At 62.6% G+C, this 24,273-nt stretch carries 16 protein-coding genes; 7 read left to right on the top strand and 9 right to left on the bottom strand.

Annotation, left to right across the window (positions count from 1 at the left end; genetic code table 11):
* Positions 1 to 35: 35 nt before the first annotated feature.
* Positions 36 to 578, top strand: coding sequence for a DUF6896 domain-containing protein (locus tag KLP40_RS05820; RefSeq protein ID WP_215592814.1), 543 nt, complete (start codon positions 36 to 38; stop codon positions 576 to 578).
* A gap of 66 nt (positions 579 to 644) precedes the next feature.
* Here the strand turns inward: KLP40_RS05820 and KLP40_RS05815 are convergent, their stop codons facing one another.
* From KLP40_RS05815 to KLP40_RS05805, 3 genes are all read right to left on the bottom strand, one after another.
* The gene (locus tag KLP40_RS05815; RefSeq protein WP_215592813.1) at positions 645 to 2,951 is read right to left on the bottom strand and encodes a GH92 family glycosyl hydrolase; all 2,307 of its coding nucleotides are present in this window, start codon (positions 2,949 to 2,951) and stop codon (positions 645 to 647) included.
* Positions 2,952 to 3,377: 426 nt separating this feature from the next.
* Entirely contained in the window at positions 3,378 to 5,117 is a 1,740-nt protein-coding gene (locus KLP40_RS05810) for a M3 family oligoendopeptidase (RefSeq protein WP_215592812.1), read from the bottom strand.
* 244 nt (positions 5,118 to 5,361) lie between these two features.
* Positions 5,362 to 6,471, bottom strand: a complete 1,110-nt coding sequence (locus KLP40_RS05805) for a ferredoxin--NADP reductase (RefSeq protein ID WP_215592811.1) — start codon at positions 6,469 to 6,471, stop codon at positions 5,362 to 5,364.
* 221 nt (positions 6,472 to 6,692) lie between these two features.
* On the opposite strand from KLP40_RS05805, the gene KLP40_RS05800 reads away from it, so the two are divergent.
* Complete coding sequence (locus KLP40_RS05800; protein ID WP_215592809.1) at positions 6,693 to 7,388, top strand: peptidoglycan DD-metalloendopeptidase family protein; 696 nt, start codon at positions 6,693 to 6,695, stop codon at positions 7,386 to 7,388.
* A gap of 181 nt (positions 7,389 to 7,569) precedes the next feature.
* On the opposite strand, the gene KLP40_RS21520 is transcribed toward KLP40_RS05800, so the two are convergent.
* Positions 7,570 to 8,784, bottom strand: a complete 1,215-nt coding sequence (locus tag KLP40_RS21520; RefSeq protein WP_215592808.1) for an ABC transporter permease — start codon at positions 8,782 to 8,784, stop codon at positions 7,570 to 7,572.
* Between the two features lie 51 nt (positions 8,785 to 8,835).
* On the opposite strand from KLP40_RS21520, the gene KLP40_RS05790 reads away from it, so the two are divergent.
* The 3 genes from KLP40_RS05790 (at position 8,836) to KLP40_RS05780 (ending at position 11,903) form a co-directional block, all read left to right on the top strand.
* On the top strand, positions 8,836 to 10,098 hold the full coding sequence (locus tag KLP40_RS05790; RefSeq protein WP_215592807.1) for an exo-beta-N-acetylmuramidase NamZ family protein: 1,263 nt from the start codon (positions 8,836 to 8,838) through the stop codon (positions 10,096 to 10,098).
* A gap of 92 nt (positions 10,099 to 10,190) precedes the next feature.
* Positions 10,191 to 11,135: a methionyl-tRNA formyltransferase gene (fmt, locus tag KLP40_RS05785; protein WP_215592806.1), complete on the top strand. Its 945-nt coding sequence runs from the start codon at positions 10,191 to 10,193 to the stop codon at positions 11,133 to 11,135.
* Between the two features lie 282 nt (positions 11,136 to 11,417).
* A complete protein-coding gene (locus KLP40_RS05780) occupies positions 11,418 to 11,903 on the top strand; it encodes a dihydrofolate reductase (RefSeq protein WP_215592805.1) in 486 nt (161 codons plus the stop codon).
* Positions 11,904 to 12,112: 209 nt separating this feature from the next.
* On the opposite strand, the gene porU2 is transcribed toward KLP40_RS05780, so the two are convergent.
* Together porU2 and KLP40_RS05770 are read right to left on the bottom strand one after the other, a co-directional pair.
* Complete coding sequence (gene porU2 / locus KLP40_RS05775; RefSeq protein ID WP_215592803.1) at positions 12,113 to 16,654, bottom strand: putative type IX secretion system sortase PorU2; 4,542 nt, start codon at positions 16,652 to 16,654, stop codon at positions 12,113 to 12,115.
* A 58-nt stretch (positions 16,655 to 16,712) separates the two neighbouring features.
* On the bottom strand, positions 16,713 to 17,810 hold the full coding sequence (locus KLP40_RS05770) for a putative type IX sorting system protein PorV2 (protein ID WP_215592802.1): 1,098 nt from the start codon (positions 17,808 to 17,810) through the stop codon (positions 16,713 to 16,715).
* A gap of 424 nt (positions 17,811 to 18,234) precedes the next feature.
* Here KLP40_RS05770 and KLP40_RS05765 point away from each other — a divergent pair, with 424 nt between their 5' ends.
* Both KLP40_RS05765 and KLP40_RS05760 read left to right on the top strand, forming a co-directional pair.
* The gene (locus KLP40_RS05765; protein WP_215592801.1) at positions 18,235 to 18,603 is read left to right on the top strand and encodes a PadR family transcriptional regulator; all 369 of its coding nucleotides are present in this window, start codon (positions 18,235 to 18,237) and stop codon (positions 18,601 to 18,603) included.
* Between the two features lie 47 nt (positions 18,604 to 18,650).
* Positions 18,651 to 21,299 carry a PspC domain-containing protein gene (locus KLP40_RS05760; protein ID WP_215592800.1) on the top strand — a complete coding sequence of 883 codons (2,649 nt, stop codon included), beginning with the start codon at positions 18,651 to 18,653 and terminating at the stop codon, positions 21,297 to 21,299.
* A gap of 456 nt (positions 21,300 to 21,755) precedes the next feature.
* Here the strand turns inward: KLP40_RS05760 and KLP40_RS05755 are convergent, their stop codons facing one another.
* From KLP40_RS05755 to KLP40_RS05745, 3 genes are all read right to left on the bottom strand, one after another.
* A complete protein-coding gene (locus tag KLP40_RS05755) occupies positions 21,756 to 23,174 on the bottom strand; it encodes a CCA tRNA nucleotidyltransferase (protein ID WP_215592799.1) in 1,419 nt (472 codons plus the stop codon).
* Between the two features lie 97 nt (positions 23,175 to 23,271).
* Positions 23,272 to 23,541, bottom strand: a complete 270-nt coding sequence (locus tag KLP40_RS05750) for a hypothetical protein (RefSeq protein WP_215592798.1) — start codon at positions 23,539 to 23,541, stop codon at positions 23,272 to 23,274.
* A gap of 126 nt (positions 23,542 to 23,667) precedes the next feature.
* Entirely contained in the window at positions 23,668 to 24,249 is a 582-nt protein-coding gene (locus KLP40_RS05745; RefSeq protein ID WP_215592796.1) for an L-threonylcarbamoyladenylate synthase, read from the bottom strand.
* Positions 24,250 to 24,273 lie beyond the last annotated feature (24 nt).

Here is a 24,273-nt window from a genome sequence, read left to right as displayed (position 1 = left end):
CTTCCGGTTGGGGAACAAGCGGATTTTATGGGTGTATGTTTAACCAGAAATTACACCCTTACTCACCTAGCAAAATGGAGTCGGAAAAGAAACAGTTATTAGGGCTAATTGAAGACTATAAGAAAGCCGTTGAAAAGGCTGTCAATCTTTTGAACGCTAAATCTGAAAGAGAGAAGGGATTTCAATATGCAAGACCTGAAAATCCTGAGTCAGGGCGTGGATATTTAGATGATTCAAATGAAAACCGCTATGTGTTTCACGGTATAGGGTGTCTGGTTACAACTAAAGAATTTGAAGTCGATTTCAACTTTGGAGATAAAAGAAGGTGCGATGGTATCGACCCTTGGTTTGTATTTGTTTTTTTACAATCCAATAAGCACATAAAAGATAAATACTCATTGCTGTTGAGTGAGACACACGTCAAGAACTTGTTGCAAGAGTTAGAGGCAGAAGGAATGGTAGTTAAAAATGTATTTCCCATGTCCGAAAGAACCTACTATTTAACGTCTGACATTCAGAATACCAGTCCTATACGCTGGAAACCTTATTGGCCTGATGATATAGTTTTTGAAGACTGAATAAAACCAAGTGTAATAAATACATAGCCGCGCTTGGTGCCGTATGCTTAACGTAAGTAAAAGAGCTTACTTCCGCGCCGGCCGCGCCCCCATCACAAATACCAATTCTCCCCCGTCCACAATGGCCTGCTGCGCCAGAAACGGCTGCGTCAGCCGCTGCCCGTTGAGGGTGGCCGACTGCACGTAGACGTTTTTGTCGCTCTGGTTTTTGACCTGGATGCGGAACGTTTTGCCATTTTCCAAGCGGAGCGTGGCCGCGTGGAGGGCGGGGCTGCCCAGGGCGTACTGGCCCGAAGCGGGTGCGACGGGGTAGAAGCCCAGGGCCGAGAAGACGTACCAGGCGCTCATCTGGCCGCAGTCGTCGTTGCCGCCGAGGCCGTCGGGGGTGGGGCGGTACATCTTGGGCAGAATCATGCGCACCCGCTGCTGGGTTTTCCAGGGCTGGTCGGTCCAGTTGTAGAGGTAGGCGGCGTGGTGGGCGGGCTCGTTGCCGTGCACGTAGTTGCCGATGATACCGTCGCGGGTGATGTCCTCGGTTTCGGCGAAGAACTTATCGGGCAGGTGCATGGTGAAGAGCGAGTCGAGGTGCGGCACGAAGCGGCGGTTGCCGCCCATGCGGGCAATGAGGGCGGCGGGGTCCTGGGGCACGTAGAGGCTGTAGTTCCAGGCGTTGCCCTCGATAAAGCCCTGGTTGTTGGTGCTCAGCGGGTCAAACTCATTGCGGAAACTACCATCGGCCAGGCGCGGGCGCATGAAGCCGATGCGCTGGTCGTACACGTTCTGCCAGTTGCGGGCGCGCTTCGTGAACTCCTGCTCAATATCCCGGCGGCCCAGCTTGCGGGCGGCCTGGACAATGCACCAGTCGTCGAAGGCGTATTCCAGGGTTTTGGATACCGAGGAGCCGCTTTTGTCCTCGGGCACGTAGCCCAGCTGCAGGTACTCGCCCAGGCCATCGTACCACTGCTGGCGGGCGGTGGTCACGCAGGCGTCGAGGGCCTGGTTGGCGTCGAAGGGGGCGTTGCCGCTCACAATGGCATCGGCAATGACGGGCACGGCGTGGTAGCCAATCATGCACCAGTTTTCGTTGGCGTAGTGGCTCCAGACGGGCAGCATGTGCTCGGCGCTCTGCGTGAAATGGGCCAGCATGGAGCGCACCATGTCGGCGTTGCGGGTGGGCTGCACCAGGTTCAGGAGCGGATGCAGGGCCCGGTAGGTGTCCCAGAGTGAGAAGGTGGTGTAGTTGGTGAAGCCCTCGGCACGGTGGATGTTCTGGTCGAGGCCCCGGTACTGCCCGTCCACGTCCTGGTACACGGTGGGGCTGAGAAAGGCGTGGTAGAGGGCCGTGTAGAAGTTTTCCTTGTCCACCTTGCGCGGCGACTCCACCACAATGCGGCTCAGCTCCTGCTGCCACTGGGCCTGCCCCGCCCGCTTCACGGCGTCAAAATCCCAGCCCGGCAGTTCGGCCCGCAGGTTGGCCAGCGCCCCTTCCGTACTCACCCCCGACAGGGCCATTTTCAGCTGCACCTGCTCGCCGGCCGTGGTCGAGAAGTCGAAGTACAGGCGCAGCTGCTCGCCGGCCTGCTCGGGAAAGTTGTGGGCCTGGTCAAACCGGCCCCAGAAGCCCCGGTAGGCCTGTTTCTTGGCATAGTTGCGGGCCCCGTAGCTCTTGAAGGGCTTCGAGAATTGCAGCGCAAAGTACTCGGTGCGGGTGCGGGCCCAGCCGTTGGTCTGGCGGTAGCCGGTCACGAGCGAGTCGTTCTCGATGCGCACAAAGGTCCAGACGTTTTTATCGGGGTAGTTGTAGATGCCGGCCGTGAGGTCGAGGATGATGTGGGCCTGCTCGGCTTGCGGAAACGTGTAGCGGTGCATGCCCACGCGGGTGGTGGCCGTGAGCTCGGCCCGGATGTCATGGTCCTGAAGCTGCACTTTGTAGTAGGCCGGCTCGGCTACTTCGGTCTGGTGGCTGTAACGGGAGCGGAAGCCCTTTTCGGGGTGGTCGGCGGTGCCGGGGTTGAGCTGGAGCGGGCCGGTGGTGGGCATCACCAGAAAGTCGCCCAAATCGGAGTGGCCGGTGCCGCTGAAGTGGGTGTGCGAGAAGCCGACGATGGTTTTGTCCTCGTACTGGTAGCCGGCGCAGTACTCGTACACCTTGGGGTTGTACTTGCCGTTCTGCTCGTAGCTGATGGTATCGGTATCGGGCGAGAGCTGCACCATGCCAAACGGCACCGTGGCCCCTGGAAACGTGTGCCCCATGCGCTGGGTGCCCACCAACGGGTGCGCGTACTGCACCAGGTTCCCCGTGGGCCCGACAGCCTGAGCGAAAATGGTGGCGGGCAGCAACAACAGGGCGGCGAGGAACGGGAGGTGCTTCATACCGCCAATATAAGCAAGCTCCCTCCCACCCCAGGTAAAGGCTCGCGCCATCAAAACCGCCTAAACCGCCCCGGGCCGCCGCTAAAGCGATACGCTGAAAAGACGGTAGCCCTCGGCCGTGCGGATAAATTCGAAATGCGTCTGGTCGTCGTAGTGCTTTTCGCCCGCGTAGACAGCACACGTAATTGCACCTTCGGCGAACAAGAACCGAAGCCCAAGACTGACCAAACGAAAAAGCGGCGCCCGAAGGGTTCGGACGCCGCTTTTCCCTTAAGACTTACGCAAAGTGGCTGTAGCGCGAAGCCTTTGCTTCGCGTATCGTTACTGAGTTTCGGGCAGTCATTTTCAACGATACGCGAAGCAAAGGCTTCGCGCTACAGGCCGGCGGCAGCTTTTGTATCACCTTGCCGGCTACTGCCTGGTGGCTCAGAGCCGGGCCATTTCGTCGCGCACGAAGTCGGCGAGGGTACGCAAGTACTCGGTGCTGAAATCGAAGCGGATGCCGGCGGCGGCGTAAATGTCACCGATGGGTGCGGTGTAGCCCAGAGCCAGGGCACGCTGGTAGCCTGCCAGGGCCGCCTGCGGGTTCTGGCGGTAGTTGCGCCACATGGCAATGGCCCCGAGCTGGGCCATGGCGTACTCGATGTAGTAGAAGGGCACTTCGTAGAGGTGGAGCTGCTTCTGCCAGAGGAAGGGCTTGATGTGCTCCAGCCCCTGCCAGCTCACGGTGCGCTGGTTGAACTCGTCGAACAGCTGCCCCCAGCGCTGGTGGCGCTCCGCCTCCGTATGGGTCGGGTTTTCGTACACCCAGTGCTGAAACTTGTCGATGGTAGCCACCCAGGGGAAGGTTTCGAGCACACTTTCGAGGTGGGTTTGCTTGGCCCGGCGCAGCTCGTCGGCATCGGTGAAGAACACGTCCCAGTGGTCGAGGCTGATAAGCTCCATGCTCATGGAGGCCAGCTCGGCCACCTCGGAGGGCGGGTGCTTGTCGGCGCCCAGGGGCAGGCGGCGGGTCAGGAAGCTGTGCACGGCGTGGCCGCCCTCGTGGAGCATGGTTACCACGTCGCGCAGGGAGCTGGTGGCGTTCATGAAGATGAAGGGCACGCCCGTTTCATCGAGCGGGTAGTTGTAGCCGCCGGGGGCCTTGCCCTTGCGGCTTTCCAGGTCGAGGTTGCCCATCTGGCCCATGGTGCGCAGGCACTGGCCCAGGAAGGGGTCGAGGCGGTCGAAGACGGTGACGGTCTTATCCAGCAGCTCCTGGCCCGTCTCGAAGGGCCGCAGCGGGGCCTTGCCCGATACGTCCACGTCGAGGTCCCAGGGGCGCAGCTCGGGCAGGGCCAGATCCTGGCGGCGCTCCAGGTCGAGGTTGTCGATGAGCGGCACCACGGTTTCGCGGATGGCCCGGTGGAAGTCCAGCGTATCCTGGGGCGTGTAGTCGAAGCGGCCGAGGGCGGCGAACATGTAGTCGCGGAAGTTGGCAAACCCGGCGTTCAGGGCCACCTGGTGGCGCAGGTCGATGAGGCGGGTGAACAGCTCATCGAGGGGCTTCGAGTCCTGGAGGCGGCGCTCCTGAATGGCCCGCCAGGCTTCTTCCCGCACGGCGCGGTCGGGGCTCTTGAGGCGGTCGGCGGCCCGGGGCAGGGTCATTTCCTCGCCGTCGAGGGTTACCGTCATGGCCCCGGCCAAAGCGGCAAACTGCTGCTGCTGGGTGCTGATTTCGGTTTTAAGCGGAATGTTCTCGGGCCGGTAGATTTCCAGGGCCTGGCGCACCGAGCGCACGAACACGCGGTAACGGGCTTCATCGAGGCCGGGCAGGAAATCCGAGGCCATCATCTTCTCGTTCAGGGCATGGTCGTAGGGGGCCACGTTGGGCTCGATTTCGTTCACGAAATACTGGAACGCCTCCGTGCGGGCCTGGTCCTGGGTGTCGCAGGTCATGCGGATGTAGCGCCAGGCCAAGTCCTCGCTCAGGGCCGCTTCCAGCTCCGAGCGGTCGAGCAGCCAGCGCTCCAGCTCCGCCGCCGAGCCGATGTGCCGGTCGCGCAGCTCGCCGAAATACGGCTCGATGGCGGCCCAATCGATGACGGTGAAGGCTTCGGGCAGGTAGTGGCGGGGCGGGCGCTGGGTGTCGGTGGCCAGGTCCGGGGCGGGAACGAAAGGAGTCATCAGCAAAAGCAAAAGGACCGGCGCAGCGGCGCGCCGGCCGGAAAAAGTCTATCGTACAAAAAGCCGGCAGATGCACTTCCGGCAGAACTTCTGCCTGGCAGCCGGGCCACCCGGCGCGCCAGAACCGTGCCAGCGCCGGCCGCTCCGCAATTCTGACAGCATACTACGCACAAAAAGCAAAAAGGCCCCCGTACCTGCCCGGTCCGGAAGCCTTTTTTTGTAACGCAGCTCAAACGGCCCGCCCTTACCCGATTTCAATGACCACGTCGGACGTGAGCGGGTGGCCCACGCAGGTGAGCACGTAGCCCTGGTTCATTTCGGAGTCCGAGAGGCCCTCGCGCTCATCCAGGTGCACTTTGCCCGTGAGGCACTTGCCGCGGCAGGCGGTGCAGAGGCCGGCCTGGCAGCTGTAGGGCAGGTCAATGTCCTGGTCGAGGGCGGCTTCCAGGATGGTCTGGCTGGGCGTCACGGCGAACTGGTACTCCGAGCCCTCGTAGTGAATGGTCACGGTGCGGGTGCCGTCCTGGCTCTCATCCTCGGCGGCCGATACGTCGCCGTGGCCGTTGGGCTGGCCGGCGGCCGATTCGGCCGAGTCGGCGGCGGCCACGAAACTCTCCCGGCGGATGCGGCTGGCCGGCACGCCCAGCAGCTCCAGGGCCGATTGGGCCTCCACCATCATGCCATCGGGGCCGCAGAGGAAATACTCGGCCTGGGCCGCCGGAAACTGGTGGCGCTGCTCCAGAATACGCAGCAACGTGGTACGGTTGAGGCGGCCGGTGTGCTTGTGCGCCGCCGACGGCCGCAGGGGCTGGCTGAACACGTGCTCTACCTGGAAGCGGCCGGCGTACTGCTGCTCGAGGCGGGCCAGCTGGTCGGCAAAAATCACCGAATCCTCGTTGCGGTTGCCGTACACGAGCAGCACGTGACTCTTGGGTTCCTCGCGCAGCACGGCCTTGAGCATGCTCATGAGCGGGGTGATGCCCGAGCCGGCGCCCACCAGCACGATGGAGCGGGCCGCGTTGGGCTGGGGCGCGAGCGTGAAGTTGCCCAGCGGGGCCATTACCTCCAGCTGCTGGCCCACCTGCACGGTATCGAGCAGGTAGTTGCTCACCAAACCGCCCGAGACGCGCTTCACCGTCACGGCCAGGCGCGGGGCCTCGCCGGGGGTGCTGCTCAGGGAATAGGCCCGGCGCTCCTTCTTGCCGCCGGGGCCACAGGGCAGAATCAGGGTCAGGAACTGGCCCGGCTGACAGGCGACCGGCTGGCGGTCGGCGCGCTCGAAGTGGATGGTGACGGCGTCCGGCGTTTCCTGGGTGAGCTCAACAACATTCAGCGTCAGGTAAGGGCTACTCATAGCGGTAATCAGGGCTTTCGGGTGGATTTCAAAGACAAAGTTCGTTATTCATTATTTGTTTTTGGTTACTGGCTAATGGTTTTTAGTTTTTGGCCGCACGTCCTTCAGCACCTGGTAATGAATCCTGCCTGAAGTCCTTGGTGTAATATTGCAGCGACTGTACGCGAGATTCTTCGCTGCGCTCTGCATGACGTTCTGCCCAAACCTCCGTTAACCACCCCATGCTCGCCGACCTGCTCCAACGCCACCAACCCGACTTCAGCCCCGTCCTGCCCGTGGACCTGAGCGCGCACGACGTGGCCCGCCTCGATTTCACGGCCGCCAACCCCCTGCTCCAGAACGCCGACCTGCGCGACACCGCCGCCTTCGAGGCCCTGGTAGCGCGCCTGCTGGCCGCCCAGAACGCCCGCATCGGCGTAGGGGGCTACCTCGAAAACCGCGTGATTTACAGGCGCAGCCCCGGCCTGTTCGGCGACCCGGCCGTGCCCGCCCGCGCCCTGCACCTGGGCGTGGATGTGTGGCTGCGCGCCGGCACGCCCGTACTGGCCCCGCTGGCGGCCGTCGTACACAGCGTGCAGGATAACGCGGGCTTCGGCGACTACGGCCCCACCGTCATTCTTGAGCACGCGCTCGAAGGCATCCCGTTCTACACCCTCTACGGCCACCTCAGCCGCCGCGAAACCAACCTGCTCCGCCCCGGCCTCATTATCGAAAAAGGCCAGACGTTTACTGAAGTCGGCCCGGCCCCGGAAAACGGCGACTGGCCGCCCCACCTGCACTTCCAGATCATGGCCGACCTCCAGGGCCGCGTGGGCGACTTCCCCGGCGTAGGGCTGGTTTCGGAGCGGGACCAGTGGGCCGCAATCTGCCCCGACCCGAACCTGATCCTGCAAAGCCGCTGGCTGATCACGGATTAGCCAGCCGGCTCTAACAGATTTCACGGATTTTGTAGTCGGCGCAGCGCCGCAGACAGCACTCATCTGTGAGTAGTCGGTTGTAAAAAAGCAGTAGCCCCGACTCCTGTCAGGAGTCGGGGCTACTGCTTTTTGATGGTCTGCAAAATCCGTGAAACCCACTCAAATCCGCGCTAATCCGTGATCAGTCGAATTTGATGGCAGTAACAGGTTTGATGCGCGAAATCAGGTAGGTCGGGATCAGCACGGCCAGCAGGGAAGTCACGAAGGTGGCCACATTGAGCACCACAATGATGAACGGGTCCCAGTGAATCGGCACGCGGTCCATGTAGTAGTTCTCGGGGTCGAGGGGGATAGGGTGGAAAAAGTACTGGATGGCGCAGAAGCCCAGCCCGATCAGGTTGCCGTAAAAGATGCCACGCACCGTCAGGCTCATGCCCCGGAAGAAGAACATGCTGCGGATCTGGTTATCGGTGGCTCCGATGGCCTTGAGCACCCCGATCATGTTGGTGCGCTCCAGAATCATGATGAAAATGGTGGCCACCATGTTGAACGTGGCCACGAAAATGATCAGGATCAGGAAGATCACCACGTTGCGGTTGAGCAGCTGCAGCCAGTCGAAGAGCTGGGCGTACTGGTCCGTGATTTTATCCAGCTTGAGGTCGTAGCGCAGGTTCTCGTAGAGGTTATCGGCTACCGGATCGAGGCGGTTGAAATCCTGGAGCGTGATTTCCATGCCCCCCACCAGGGAATCGGGCCAGGCGTTCAGGTCCCGGATCTGCTGGATGTCGCCGATGACGTAGGCTTCGTCGAACTCGTCGAGGCCGGTCTGGTAAATGCCGCTCACGGTAAACTGGCGCACGCGGGGCGGGTTCTGAATGAAGTAGAACAGGGCCTTGTCGCCGGGCTGGAGGCGGAGCTTGTCGGCCACCTTGCGCGAGAGCAGGATGTCGTTGCTGGCCGCCGAGTCGGAGAAGGAAATGAACTTGCCGGCCACCAGATTCTGACGCATCGAGGACGGGCTGGTTTTTTCATCCACGCCCTTAATCACCACGCCCAGCACCTCATCCTTGGTTTTGATGATGGCCGTTTTGCGGGCGAAGGGCTGCATGGAGGCCACCTGCGGGTTGCGGCGCAGCTCCTCCACCAGGCGCGGCCCGGCAATGGGCTCCACTTCCAGGGAGTTGTTGGTGTCGTACTTGCTGATTTGCAGGTGGGAGCCGAAGGAGAAGATCTTGTTCTGGATTTCGTTGCGAAACCCTTCCAGGATGGCAAAGGACACCACCATCACCGCCAAGCCCATGGCAATGCTGATGATGGCTATCTTTGTCACCGACGAGGTAAACGAACCTGCGTCGGCTCCGTCAATCTTGTTAGATATGTACTGCGAGACGTTCACTGGCGTAAAGCTAGATGAATCCCGTTAGTTTTCCAGTTCTCGCTCCGCCCCATGTCGTCTTTCCTTTCCGCAGGCCTTCTCAGCCTGTCCGTTTTTCTAGCCGATTGCACCCGCCCGGCCCCGTCGGTGCCCAACGCCGCCGCCCAGGCCGCGCCCGATACCACACTGCGCCAGACCGTGGCGGCGCCCCCGCAGGTGCTGTTGCCCGCGGCCGAGCGGCTGCAAGTAGGCGCCGCCCAGTTCGATAAATACCTGCCCCTGCTTAAGGGCAAGCGGGTGGGCCTGGTGGTAAACCAGACGGCCCGGGTAGGCCCGGCATTTCTGGTGGATACGTTGCTGACCAAGGGCGTGGCGGTAAAGGTGATTTTCGGGCCGGAACACGGGTTTCGGGGTGAGGCGGCCGACGGAGCCACCATCAAAGACGGCAAGGATGCCCGAAGCGGCCTGCCCGCGCTGAGCTTATACGGCGCCACCAAAAAACCGACGCCCGAGATGCTGCGCGATATCGACGTGCTGGTCTTCGACATTCAGGACGTGGGCGCGCGCTTTTACACCTTCATCAGCACGATGCACTACGTGATGGAGGCGGCGGCCGAGCAGAACAAGGAAGTTATCATCCTCGACCGGCCCAACCCCAACGGCTGGTACGTGGACGGCCCCGTGCTGGAGCCCCAGTTCAAAACCTTCGTGGGCATGCACCCGATTCCGGTGGTGCACGGCCTCACGGTGGGCGAGCTGGCCCAAATGATCAACGGCGAAAAGTGGCTGGCCGGGGGCCGGCAGTGCCGCCTGACGGTGATTCCGGTGGCCGGCTACACCCACAACACGCGCTACCAGTTGCCGGTGCGCCCCTCCCCCAACCTGCCCACGGCCCACAGCGTCAACCTCTACCCCAGCCTCTGCCTGTTCGAGGGCACCGACGTGAGCGTGGGCCGCGGCACCGACCGGCCGTTTGAGGTTATCGGGGCGCCCACCCAGCCCGCCAGCCGCCCGTTCAGCTTCGTGCCCCGGCCCAACCCCGGCTCCACGGCCCCACCCCAGAACGGCAAGCGCTGCTACGGCCAGGATTTGGCGGGCGTGGGCGAAACTGCCTTTACGCTTGCCTACCTGCTCGATTACTACCGCCAGAGCACCAGCAAGGCCACTTTCTTCCTCTCCGACCGGGGCTTCGACCGGCTGATGGGCAACGCCACGGTCCGGGAGCAAATCATAGCCGGCAAGTCGGAAGCCGAAATCCGGACCGGGTGGCAGCCGGCGCTGGGCCAGTATAAGGTTCTGCGCAAGAAATACCTGCTGTACCCGGATTTCAACTGAGTGAATGCGTGAGTCGGTGAATGCGTGAATGACGCCCCTTCCTCGCCAGCCGGTTTCACGCATTCACCCAATCCCTTACTTCACTCCTTGTCATGCTGAACATCATCTTCATGGGCACCCCAGAGTTTGCGGTGCCGACGCTGGAAGCCCTGGTTAACTGGGACGGGTGCCGGGTGGTGGCCGTGGTAACGGCCCCCGATAAGCCGGCCGGCCGCGGCCGCCAGCTCCAGGGCTCGGCCGTGAAAACCGCCGCCGAGGCTCATGGTCTGCCCGTGCTCCAGCCCACCAACCTCAAGGCCCCGGAGTTTCAGGCAGAGCTTAGGAGCTACGCCGCCGATTTGCAGGTGGTCGTGGCCTTCCGGATGCTGCCCGAAGCCGTGTGGAACATGCCGCCATTGGGCTCCATCAACGTGCACGCTTCGCTGCTGCCCCAGTACCGGGGGGCGGCTCCCATCAACTGGGCCCTCATCCACGGCGACACCCAGACGGGCGTGACCAGCTTCTTCCTGCGCCACGAAATTGACACCGGCAACCTCATTTACCAGGATGCCGTGGACATTGCCCCGGAGGACGACTTCGGCAGCCTCTACGAGAAGCTGAAAGCGGCCGGCGCCCGGCTGGCTCTGCGCTCGGTACAGGCCATTGCCGCCGGCCAGGCCCCCAGCATCCCGCAGCCCGAGTTGCCGGAGCTGCGGCCGGCCCCCAAGCTGACCAAGGAAACCGGCCGCCTCGATTTCACCCAGTCGGCCCCGGCGCTGGCCAACCGGGTGCGGGGCCTCTCCCCCATCCCCACGGCCTTCACCCAACTCCCCGACGGCCGCACGCTCAAAGTGTTCCGGGCCCAGCCCTTCAGCGACGAAGAAGCCAGCGGCCCCGACACCGGCGGCGCCGGCCGCTGGTTCACCGACGGCCGCACCTACCTGCGCGTCCAAACCGCCGACGGTCTGCTCGACCTGCTCGACGTCCAGCTCGAAGGCAAGAAGCGTATGCCCGTCCAGGATTTTCTCCGCGGATTTGATGCCAAGCTGCTGGGTTAAGTTGTCAGTTGTCAGTTGTCAGTTGTCAGTTGTCAGTTGCCAGTTGTCAATAAAAGGAACGTCATTCCGAGCGAAGCGAGGAATCTCGCGGGCTGACGTTGTACTGGTAACATCCTAGTAGATTCCGCGCGCTGATGCTACTATGGCAACCTGGCAACAGGATTACTTTGGCAACGTCAGCACGCGAGATTCCTCGGCTCCGGCTCCGCCTTCGCTCGGAATGACGTTCTCTTTCCCGTCTTCTCCCTCATTCACCACTTCACCACTTCACCACTTCACTGCATGACCGCACTCGTTGTAGCCGTGGCCGATAACGGCGTTATCGGGGGCGAAAACCGCCTGCTCTGGCACCTGCCCCTGGACCTGAAGCACTTCAAGCAGCTCACCCAGGGCCACCCCATCGTAATGGGCCGCAAAACCTACGAGAGCATCGGGCGGGCTTTGCCCAACCGGCGCAACATCGTGGTTACCCGCCAGGCCGATTGGCGGGCGGAGGGCTGCGAAACGGCCGCCTCGGTGCCCCAGGCCCTGGAGCTGGCCCGCACTACCGATGAGGACATTTTCGTCATCGGGGGCGGCGAAATCTACCAGCAAGCCTTGGCCGCCGCCGAAGTCGTGTACCTGACCGAGGTGCATCACGCCTTCGAGGGCGACGTCACCTTTCCCGACCTGCCCCCCGGCGAGTGGCGCGAAGAAGCCCGCGAGCGGCACGAGCCCGACGAAAAGCACGCCTACGCCTTCAGCTTCGTCACGCTCCGGAAGCGGTGAATGCGTGAGGTGGTGCATGCGTGCCTGTTTTATTATTGCGAGGCCGTAGGCCCAAGCAATCCATCCTTCACCCAGCACCACCAAGTCCTGATAAACACAAAGCCCCTGACGTACGCGCGTCAGGGGCTTTTTTGCAGGTCGAAGTTAGGAAGAGAAGGAAAGCCCCGTGGCTTCGGTTCACTCATTCACCACTTCCCTCATCCACTACTTCACTTCAGCAGCACCAGCTTGCCCCAGTCCTTCTGGAAGGCTCTGTCGGCGCCGGTTTTGCGCTGCTTGAATTCCCCGTCGGGGTCGTCGAGCACGACGCGGTAGAGGTAGGTGCCGTTGGCCAGCCGGTCGCCGAAGTCGTCGGTGCCGTCCCAGGCGTACTCGGTCATGTTGTTACCGATGCGCAGTGGGCCCATGTCGGCCATCATGATTTCCTTCACTACCCGGCCCGTGAGGCTCACAATCTGGATTTTCATGTTGCGCGGCGGCGTGGATCCGGTGAGCGTGAACACGAACTTGGTTTTGCTCGTCACCGGGTTCGGGTAGGGGAACACGTGGGTGATGGACGAATTGGTGATGACCTCGAACGTGATGCGGTAGGGCTCCGAGCCGGCCAGGTTGCCCGCACCGTCCCGGCCCTGCACTTCCAGCGTGTACACGCCCGCCTCTAAGGGCTGCGCCTTGCCTGGCTGGTACTCCAGCCGCGCCGTGCCCTGGGCCGAGTCGGCTACGAACACGATACCGGCATCGTTCAGGTTCACGGCCGTGCCTGCGCCGCCGGGGCGGGTGAGCACCAGCAGGAAGTTGTTGCGGTCAGTAATGGGGCGCAGCTTGTCGATATCACGCAACTGCACGCTGATGATGGGCTGGGGCGACACGATTTCACCGTTGAGCAGGTGGCGGCCATCGAAGGCCACGTCCAGCACCGGGGGCGTATCGTTGTTGATGACCTCAAAGGCCGGAATGCTGAGCTGGTTGTTGAAGTAATTGAGTTCCGGCTGGCGGCGCGGATTGAGCACGACCTCGCCCGAGAGCATACCGGAGAGGCCGCGCACGTCCAGCGTAACGGGGAACGTTTGCTGGGTGTGGGCCGTGAGGGCCGGGTTGGCCAGCGGGTAAAACCGTTCGCGCGGGGCTCCGCCGGTATTGGATCGTAGCACGATGTAGCCCACCAGCGGGGCCTCAAAGTCGAAGTCGGCCACGTTCTGAAAGGGTACTTCAATGGTGACCTTGCCGGTTTTCTGGGCCTGCTGGGTAAGGTCGGCGGCGGCCAGCGGAGTGGCCGAGGGTCGCACCACCCCTTCAGGCACGCCCTGGTAGGTGACCAGCCACTGTTCCAACTGGGGCGTGGTGCCCGCAGTAGCATCCGTAAGGGTGGCCTCCAGTTGCAGGTAGGGATAGGTTTTCGCCGAAACTGCGCTCAGAGGCAACGCTGTATTGGTCACGTTCGGATTCAGCTCCACGGTGTTGCCCAGCGTGTCAATGCCCAGCAAGCGCAGCGTGTAGCCGCCCGTGCTACTGGTCCGGATGGTATGGTAAAGTGTTTCCCACTGCCGGGCCGGGCCGATGCGCGTAGAAGTTACCGTGGCCTGCTTCCTGGCGGCGTCGAAGGCCCATTGCCCACCGGGCACGGCTACTTCAACGCCGTTGCGCTCATCGCGGCGGAACTGGCCAGGGTGGCTCTGCGACCAGCCGCCCTGCGTACGGCCGTTGATAACGCGGAAGGAGCTTACGGCCCACTCCGGGCTTTCATCGCCCTGCACGTCGTGCAGGCGCACCCGCCAGTACCATACCACGCTGTCCTGGCCGGAAGTGGCGGGCAGCGTCGGCGTCCACTCCGGCACCATGACGGCGCTGAGGCGCGTGCGGAGCAGTGGAGTGGCAAAGGTCTGGGTCGTGTCCAGTTCCAGGTCGTACTCGCGGCTGGTGCTGGTGGGCACATTGCTCTGGGCCACCAGGCGCACGTTGGGGCTGCCCACAATGGCAAACTCCGGGGGGCTGAGCGTGGTGACGCCGCCGGTCAGGAAGCTGTAGATGAGCGTGGCGCGGTTGTTTGTTTCGTCGAGTTCGGCAATCAGGTTATCGGGGTCGAGGTCGACCTGAAACGTATTCTGGCCCGCTACGCTGCCGGTAGCCGGGTTGGTCAGGGCGAGCGTGTAGGTAGTATCCTGCCGGGCCTGGGGCACGCTGAAGTTAACCGTGGTAGTCGAGCTGCCCACCGTGCGCGTCACGCGGATAGCCAGCGGGCCGGTTGTGATTTTACCGGGGTTGCTCACGCCCAGCTTCAGGCTGAAAGCCGTGCCGGGTTGAGGGGCCACCGCCGCCGGTGAAATCTGCAGGCGGTTATCGGCAGTTTGAAAATCAGGCTGCGGCGGCGAGAACAGCGCCAGGGCCGGGTCGCCCTGCCAGGTCGTGCTCATGAGCGTGGCAATACCGTACAGATTGCCAGATGAATTAAACCGAGGCTCCAGCCGCCGGAGGGCTTCGCTCTGCACCTCGACAATGGGTTTCCCGTACCACTGCGGGTCGTTGAGCAGCAACGTAAAGGTCAGTTCGTCCAGGGCGTACATATTCGGTCCAACATCGAATGTGGAGGAGCTTGTAAAGCCTATGCCGCCCTTGTCGGCCGCCAGAATCCAGTCTTCGGCAATGGAGCCGTCCCCGGTGAAGGAGCTACCTGCCGCACAGCCGCTGACAAACAGTACAGGATATTTGCCCTTGTTAGCGTAGCCGCTGGCCGGCAGCCGAAGGTCCAGGGGCCGCACATCCAGCTGCCGGGTGCTGCCGTGTCCGAAATAGCTGATGATGGACAGGCCCGCGTTGACCTCCGGCGTAATGTTGACCTGCACCGGCGTAGTAAGCTGCCCCGGATAGTCGGACCGCTGAATCGTTTGCACGATGTTGGCATTAAAGAACGGACGCTTCATGATCCGTCCGTACGTGGCTGCATAGGCGTTGAATTGAATGTTCTCGCTTTCTTTCTGGCCACCGGCCATGAGCAGCACATTCCGCCGCCAGGGCTCCAGGCCCAAAGCTTCGTGCTCCTGTAGCTTGAGCAGGTAATTACGGATATGGTCGGGGGTTTGGGCAGCTACGCGGCCCGTAAACATCTTTGCCAGGTACTGTTTGTTGGGCCAGTCGGCCGTAAAAAATATATCTGAACCGGCCCGGGTGCTGCTGGGCACGTAATCGGGGCTGGCCCTGTACACCGATGGCGGCGTAGTACGATGGAAGCGTCCGTTGATTCGCTCTCCGGCAATATACCCCTTGCCCAGCAGCAGCAGGTAACGGGGTTTGGTGCCCCCGGTTGCCATCACCCACTGCGCGAACTGCCGGATAGCCATCGGCGACTTTTCACCGTAGTGAAACTGGTCGTAGAGCTGTTCCGTGGCTACACTCAGCGTATCGTAGCGGCCGCCCTGTACTGAGGCGCGGTAGGCCGCGTAGCTGTTTACCGGGTTGGCCATGCTGCCATCGGAGGTAGGCTGCATGAGCCCCCGGGCACTGATGATGAGGAAATTGGCAGCAGGGCTCAGCGGCCGAAGCCGCACGAGTTGGGCCGGCAGGGGCTGGCGGAGCCGGTTGGCATCGTGCAGACGCAGATAGTGGGTGCGGCCGTCGGTGTCGGGAAAGACAAACTGCCGGCTACTGCCGCTAACCTGGCTTTCGATGCGGCGCACATTACCGGCGTCGGTTACGTCGTAACCCACTACGGAAGCCGGAATGGTGTCGAAGGTGTAGGTAGCAGGGCCAGTTAACGTTGAGTCGGTGCGGAAGGCGATGCCGGTGCGGGACGCAATCCAGCGGCGGGTCTGAGGGTGTATTACCCGAATGTAGCCCACCCGCACAAAATCAACCCCCTGGGTGGCAGGCAGCGTCAGAGCGACCTTTACTGTAAGCTTGCCGTTGGCACCAATATCGGAACGCTGGATCGGATACCGGCCCACTACTTTGCTGTAGCCCGTGACCGAGAATGTGGCCAGCTGCCGTTCCCCACTGCCCGAAATCACCGAAATAGCCCCCGTGTTTGATCGATTAGAGACTCCTCCCACCACTACTATTTCCAGCAGCGGAGCCGCTCCCGTAGCCGCTACCGACTCCAGGGAATCGATGACAAACGTTCCCCGCGGGGTAGCACCCCCAAGGGGCGCTCCGTTGACGAAGCCGATACCCGACGACAAGAATCCTTCCCCAGCTTCCAGCCAGGGCCGGTATACCAGATCGGTTTCATTTACATCCGAATGCGAGTCATTCTGAATGCGGGTAACCTGCTGCTGCCAGACGGCGTGTGGGGCGCCGGCCGTAGCCTGGGGCCGGGCCATACGCTTGCCCGCCGTGGTAGGCGACACGGTCAGGAAGTAGGCCGCCGTATCGGTGTAGAGGCTGTAGAGCATGTGTGTCTGCTCACCGGGATCCTGATACATGTTCCGATCCAATACCCCATCGTTACGCTGACCGAAGAATTCCACGAATGTGGTAGCATCCAGGGCGGCGGTGTTGCCCCCCACGTGGATGGCTACTTCCTTGCCGCGGCGCCAGAGTTGCAGCCGGGTTGGGTCGGCGCTACGGATACCGGCCTGCTGCAGGTACTGGTAATCGAGGCGGTAGAGGCCGTCGCGGGCTACTTTGATCTTGTAGTACTGCTGGCCCGGTACAATCCACTCGTTGCCGTAGGGGCCCGACTGGGCCTGCGCCACCGGAGCGCTCAACACGCACAGCGCGGCGACCAGCCAGCCCAGAACTTGGTATATCTGCTTCATAACTTCTGCTTACTCGGTGTCTGAGATGGGCGGCGGCAGCCACGGCCGCCGGCACTCCTTACTTAAGGCCGTAGCCCAGCGAAACGATGATGGAGGTGGGCTGGGAACTCTGGCCCAGCTTTTCGACGGCCATGCGGGCCAGGGCCAGATCCAGACGCAGACTGCTCAGGGCCACGCCCACGCCCAGGCTGGGCTGGGCCTTCCAGGCCTCGGAGCCCGTGAAGGTTTGTACCTGCTGCACGTTGCCTATGCCGCCGCGCAGAAAGACCAGGTTCTTATAGCCCAGTTCCAGGCCCGCGCGCGGGTCCAGATTTACGGCTTTGCTCGACACCAGGGTGTTGCGCTGCCCATCGGTGCTCAGCTCCAGGTCAAGGGCTGCCAGGGCCGTAAACTCGCCGGGCAGCTGGACCAGGCGGCTGGCCCCGAATACGAAGAGCGGCAGCGTGATTTCGGTGCTGTTCTCCGGAATATTATCCAGGGCGTTGGCCGAACCCTCGAACTGGTCGCGGTGAATGGTCCAGACGTTGTAGGTGGTGGTAATGTCGCGGGCCATCAGGGCCAGGCGCCAGTTGTTGCGCTGGTACTGCAGGCCGGCATCGAGGCCGAAGCCCCAGGCGTCGGCAAAGGAGCCGATGTTGCGGTACACCACCTTGGCGTTGGCGCCCACCTGCAGGCCCTCCACGCTCCCGATCTGGCGGGCGTAGGAAAGCAGCACGGCGTAGTCGGCCACTGAGAAGTAGCGGATCTTGTCGTAGTCGATGTAGCCGTACTCGTTCACCAGGTTGCGGGTGTCGGCAATGTCATCCACGCCCAGCCGGATGACGCTGGCCCCGAGGGCGCTCTTGTCGTCGAGCTTCATGCTGAAGGCCGCGTAGTCGTTTTTCACGATGCCCGAGAATAGCTCCGAGTGCATCAGCGCAGCATCGTACTTGGTTTTCTGGTTCACCAGACCGGCGGGGTTCCAGTAGCCGGCCGTGGCGTCGTCGGCCAGGCTGACCTGCACTTTGCCCATGCCCAGGGCGCGGCCGCCCACGCCCACGTTGAGGAATTCGTTGCTGTACTTGGGCGTCTTGGTCTGGGCCAGAACCGGGTTCAGGGCCGATGCGCTCAGGCCCAGCCCCAGCAGAAGGGCGGCACTACGGAAAAAGTGGGGCATAGAAAGTGAAGCCAAATGCAAACTAAAAAGAAGGGGCTGACGCCGCTGCAACGCAAGATACTGGAGAATAGTGCGCGCCGGATTCAGGTTATCGATTATCAGTTGATTACAACCCCCAAAGATACGTGCCTTTCCCCCATCCTGCTACCCCCGGCCGCCTTTTCACTGCCCCGATGAGCAGGCCGCCGTTCTGGTTGGGCCCGGCCCGGTGGGGTAGTATCCGGGTCGCCGCCGGAAGGCGCGCCGGCCGCTGCAATGCCGGAGCCGTGGGGCGCTGAGTGGCCGGGAATGCTGCTACTTCTGCTGAGAATAGGCCAAAAACAGCCCAAAAAGCGGGTTGATAAATTATTTTCAACAGTACCTTGCGTTGCATAGTACCTTTTGCTACCTTTGACTTATTCTTCACCGAAATCTGCCTCAGCCCATGAAAGTCGAGAACACCCAAGTGCAGATGCGGAAGGGCATCCTGGAGTTCTGCATCCTGGAAATCATAGCCCGCGGGGAGGTGTATGCGTCGGATATGCTCGAGGAGCTCACCGCGGCCCGCATGATTGTGGTCGAGGGCACGCTCTACCCGCTGCTGACGCGCCTCAAGAACGCGGGCCTGCTGGATTACACCTGGAAGGAATCCACCAGCGGCCCGCCCCGCAAGTACTACACCCTCACCGAAGCCGGCCAGGAGTTTTTGCACCAGCTGCGCCTCACGTGGGAGGAAGTTCAGGAGTCCATCCGCATCATCCGCCAGAAGCCCCACGCCGCGGGCAGCGTCCCTTTCCCGGAACCGCCGCTTTAGGCCCCGCTTCCGCTTCCCGTTATTGTTGAATTGTTGCAGCAACTGAGATGAAAAAGAACATCAGCATCAACCTTCAGGGCATGATCTTCCACATTGAGGAGGATGGCTACGAAGTCCTGAGCCGCTACCTCACGGAGGTGAAAGCCCACTTCAGCGGTTACCGCGGCCACGAGGAAATCGTGGCCGACATTGAGAGTCGCATTGCCGAGCTCTTCGCCGCCCGCCTCTCCCCCCTCAAACAGGTCATCACCCTCGACGACGTGGAAGCCATGACGGCCAAAATGGGCCGGGTCAGCGACTTTCAGACGGCCGACGAAGCCGACGAGGACGAGGACCTGCTGGCCGCCGCCGTGGCCAACGGCAGCGCCGAAGGCGCCTACACGGGCTACTCCAGCAGCTACCGCAGCGCCGGCGCCGTGCCACCGCCCGCTCCCGAAGCCGCCACCGAAACCAAGCGCCTCTACCGGGACATGGCCAACCGCAAGATTGCGGGCGTTGCGGCCGGCATTGCCCACTACTTTACCGTCAATCCGCTCTGGATCCGGCTCGGTTTCGTGGCCCTGGCGCTGTTCAAACCCATTATCCGGGGCATCTTCGACTTCGATGGCGACCCTGACCTGCAGATCCGGGGCTTCGGCCTGGGCGGCTTCGCGGTGCTGGTGTACGTCGTGCTCTGGGCCGTGCTGCCCAAGCGCTACGACGCCACGCCGGCCGACGAGGACCCCACCTTCAAGAAGCTCTACCGCGACACTGATAATGGTAAAGTGGGCGGCGTTTCAGCCGGTCTGGCCGCGTATTTCAAGATTGACGTGGTTGTCGTGCGCATCCTGTTCCTGGTAGGACTGTTTGCCGGGGGCTTTGCCTTCCCGCTCTACATTGTGCTCTGGATTCTCTTGCCGGAGGCGAAAACCGCCTCCGACAAGCTCCGCATGCGGGGCAGTGCCGTCACGCTCTCGGCCCTCGACAGCAACCTGCGCAACAATCCGTACGCGGCCGGCTCCGAGCACGGCACGCCCAATAACCGGCCCGTGGGCATGTTTCTGGAGGAATCCTTCAGCAACATCCGGCCCCTGCTCAACGGCCTGGGCAGCCTTATCCGGGCCGTGGTAGGCGGCATTCTGATCCTGACGGGCTTCAGCCTGCTGCTGGCCATTCTGATCGGGCTGGGCGTGGGCGTAGGTCTGATTTCTTCGCCCGACCGCATGGATTTCGGCCCCCTGGAGCCCTTCCTGCTCTTCAACGACGTGTCGTTCTGGGCCGTGTTGTCCTTCTTCCTGCTCGTGGCCATTCCGGCCCTCTCGCTGCTACTGACCGGCCTGGGGCTGATTCTGCGCCGCTCGGTGCTCTCGCGGGCCGCTAACCTGACGCTGCTGGGCCTCTGGCTGCTGGGCATCGTGGGCAGCTCGGTGGCCGGCGTGCGGGTGAGCCGGGAGTTTCAGCGCGAGTCGGAGGTAACCCAGACCGCCGCCCTCGGGGGGCTGACCAGCTCCCGCCTGGTGCTGGAGCGCCGCCAGCTCAACAACGACCAGTGGGTGGACCTGGATATGATCGGCATCGACAGTGCCCAGGCCCCGCGGCTGGAGCGCATCATCTCGGCCAAAGGCGCTACCGATTCGCTGGCCCGCCGCAACGCCGCTACCTCTACCCGGCACCAGGCGCGCCTGCTCAACGACTCTACCCTGAGCGTGGACGACCACTTCACGTACCAGCCTAGCGCCCGCCTGCGCGACCAGCAGATGCAGCTGCGCCTGCTCATGCCCCGCGACCGGACGTTCCGCATGACGGAGGAGTTTGCCAACTGGCTTAACTCTGATGACTTTCTTAACCGTCGGGAGCCTTACCACCCCGAAAACTACGTGTACCGCATGCGGGGCAACAAGCTCGAATGCCTGAACTGTGCCGATGCCGACCTGCGCGGCAGCAACGACGAGGACCAGAACCAGGACCAGGACGACGAGAACCGCGACGACTACGAAGCCGGCCGCTCCGACGTTAATGTTCGCCTCGACTACGGCCAGGTCCGCGCCTTCGATACCAACGAGAGCAGCTACGGCTCGGCCCGTCGCACCTATGAGGAGTCAGATTTCGACCACGTGACGGTGGCCGGCCCCTACCGGGTGGTACTGCGCCCGGGCAGCCGCTACCGGATAAGCGCCGCCGGCTCCGACAGCGACCTGCGCGAGTTGAAAGTAGCGCGTGACGGCCAGAAGCTGACCCTGCGCCCCCGCAACCGCAACGTATTCAGCCTCGGCCGCAACAGCAACAGCCACGTGCTCATCACCATCGAGCTGCCTGAGCTCAACCACCTGGAGCTGGTGGGCGGCACTCAGGCCCAGGTAAGCGGTTTCGGTACCGGCGACCTACGAGTGGAGCAGGCCGGTGGCAGCCGCCTGAGCCTGGATGGCCGCTTCAGCGAGCTGAACCTGGATTTGGCCGGGGGCTGCCGCACCGCCCTGCAGGGCTCGGCCGATGAGCTGAACCTGAACGGGGCCGGTGCCTGCGAAGTAGCCGCCCCCAATTTCACGGCCACCCGGGCCTCTGTGAGCGTGGTGGGAGCCAGCAAAGTGCGCCTGCGCGTAACGGAGGAGCTGGATGCCGATGCAGTAGGCGCCAGCGTTATCGAATACAGCGGCCCGGTGAGCAACGTGAGCCGCAGCTCGGTAGGGGCGTCCAGCATCCGGTCGGTATCGGAATAAGGTAGCCAGCCGGAGCCGCCGCCGGCTATTTGCGGACCGCTCGCTCAAAAAAAAGCGTCGGGGCCAGGGAGCGGCCACAGGCCGTTTCTCAGCCCTGAACGCAGGCTGTACGCCTGACAATCCGGCGGTTAGCGGTAATCAGGCGCAACCCTTGGGCGGTTCGTTCGTTGTACTTGCCAGAAGCAACCTATTGCCGGCTCGTTTTTCGTCAGGCAACTGATAGCGGGTTCTTCGCATCTGTTACGCCACAGGCAAAGCACGCGTAAAAGGGTCCATTTGTGAGTGAAAAAGGTGAGACCCGAAGGAAGCCCTGACCAGTATCCCTGCTGCAACAGGATGGTCAGCGCTTCCTTCATGCGTTTGTAAGCTACACCACAAGCCCCCGGTCGCGCCCATTAGCTGGGGCGGCCGGGGGCTTGTTGGCGGTAGGTCGAGTTAAAGAAACGGGCGGGAGTTCTATCGGGCCACCGCCTGAAGTCCCTTCTGCCGGCCCAGCTCCAGCAGCAGCGCGAAGGCCTCCTCGTACTCGTTGCGGATTTTGCCTTCCAGAATAGCTTCCAGCAGCGCCTCCTTGAGCTCACCCACCTCGCGGCTGGGGCGCAGATTAAAGGTTTCCATGATGATTTCGCCGGTTATCACGGGTTTGAAGTTGCGCAGGTGGTCCTTCTCCTCCACCTCCTTGAGCTTCTGCTCCACCACATCGAAATTGCGCAGGTAGCGGGCCACGCGCTGGTGGTCCTTGCTGGTGATATCGGCCCGGCAGAGCAGCATGAGGCGGTCCACGTCGTCGCCGGCCTCGAACAGCAGGCGGCGCACGGCCGAGTCGGTCACGATTTCCTTGACCAGGGCAATGGGCCGCAGGTGCAGGCGCACGAGCTTCTGGACCTGGCGCATCTCCTCGCCCAGGGACAGCTTGAGGTCGGTGAAAATGCCGGGCACCCAGCGCGCGCCCTTGTCCTCGTGGCCGTGAAAAGTCCAGCCCACGCGCTTGTCGTAGCGCTTGGTGGCGGGCTTGGCAATGTCGTGCAGAATGGCCGCCCAGCGCAGCCACAGGTCGCCGCCGACCGCCACCACGTTATCGAGCACCTGCAGGGTGTGGTAGAAGTTGTCCTTGTGCGCGTGCTGGCCCACTTTTTCCACCCCCTGGAGCTGGGCCATCTTCGGGAAGATAAGCTGCAGCAGTCCGCAGCTGAAGAGTAGCTTGAAGCCATAGCTTGGCTTGGGGGCCATGATGATCTTGTTCAGCTCGGTGGTAATGCGCTCCTGCGACACAATTTTGATGCGCTCCTTGTTGCGGGCCAGCGCATCGAACGTGTCGGGGTCAATGTCAAAGTTGAGCTGGGTGGCGAACCGGATGGCGCGCAGCATGCGCAGCGGGTCGTCGGAGAAGGTAATATCGGGGTCGAGGGGGGTGCGGATAAGCTGGCGCTGCAGGTCTCCCATGCCGTCGTAGCGGTCCACCAGCTCCCCGAAGTTTTCCGGGTTCAGACTCAGGCCCAAGGCATTGATGGTGAAGTCGCGGCGGGCCAGGTCTTCTTCCAGGGTGCCGGCTTCCACCTCGGGCTTGCGGCTCTCGGCCCGGTAGCTTTCCCGGCGGGCCCCCACGAATTCCACCTCTATCTCGGGCGTCGGCAGCATGGCCGTCCCGAAGTTCTTGAACACCGTCACGCGGGGCCGGCCGGGCAGGCGGCGCCCTACTTCCTGGGCCAGCGCAATGCCATCGCCCACGCACACCACGTCCACGTCCTTGCTGCCACGTTCCAGCACCAGGTCGCGCACGAAGCCTCCAATTATGTAGGCCGGGTAACCCAGCGCGCCGGCGGCGTCGGCGATGGTTCGGAACAGGGGCAGATCGGGCAGGCGCGGGTTTTCCATGCCGCAAAGGTAGCACGGGCCGGAATACAGCCCCGCAAAAAAGCTCCCCCGGAGCGCGTCCGGGGGAGCCTGGTAAGCCGTTCGGCCAGGAAGCAGTCTACTGCTGGGCGGGCATTTCTTCCACCACGCCATCGGTCGGGCGGTTCTGCACCACGGCCGTATCGCCGGGCTCGGGGGCCATTTCGGCGGCGGCGTTGTCGGCCGTATTCTCGATGGCATTGCCGGCCGCATCGGTAGCGTTGGCCGCATCATTGGCGGCGCTTTCGGCCGTGGCTTCGGCATTTTCCTGGGTTTTCTCGGAGCAGGAAGCCAGGGCAAACGGAGCGAAAGCGGCCAGCACGAGGAAGGATTTCAGGGAAGATTTCATAAGGTAAGCTAAACGCATTGGTGGATGTATGCCGGTCTTATACGCAACTGCCGGCAAAACGGCTCATTAATAGCTTATTGCCGAGCTTGACTGCCGGTCTTATGCCGGCCCGCTTCACCCCGAAAATCAGCTCCGCAGCACCTCCAGCGTCCCGTCGGCCAGCACCCGCACCACCCGCGAAGGCGCGGCCCGGGTAGCGTCGTCCTGCCGCCAGTTTACCACGTAATCTACCTGGCGGATGATGGCCGGGGCCACGTCGGCGTACAAGGCCGGGGTGGGCTCCCCGCTCAGGTTGGCCGAAGTGGATACCAGCCCGTGGCCCAGGCGGCGCAGCACCAGCCGGCAGAACTCGTCGTGCAGCACAATCCGCAGGCCGATGGTGCCATCGGGAGCCAGCAGGTTGGGGGCCAGATGGCGGCTGCCGGGCACTACGTAAGTGGTGGGCTGCTCCTGGGCTGCCAGCAGCGCAGCCAGATGGGGCGGCACCACGGCGGCGTAGCGGGCAAACATGGCCGTATCGGCGACGAGCACAAGGCAGGATTTCTCGGCGGGACGATTCTTCAGGCGGTAGAGCTCTTCTACCGCCCGCGGCGATTCCGCGTCGCAGCCCAGGCCCCAGACCGTATCGGTGGGGTAGAGAATGACTTGCTGGAGCAGCAGCGCATCCACCGCCGCATCGGCCTCGGAACGCAGAAATTTAGAATTCATCAGCAGCAATATAGAATATGTTCG

This window comes from Hymenobacter piscis, assembly GCF_018760735.1.
GTDB lineage: Bacteria > Bacteroidota > Bacteroidia > Cytophagales > Hymenobacteraceae > Hymenobacter > Hymenobacter piscis.
The sequence above is the reverse complement of the archived record's forward strand: the minus strand, read 5'-3'. Positions and strand labels throughout refer to the sequence as shown.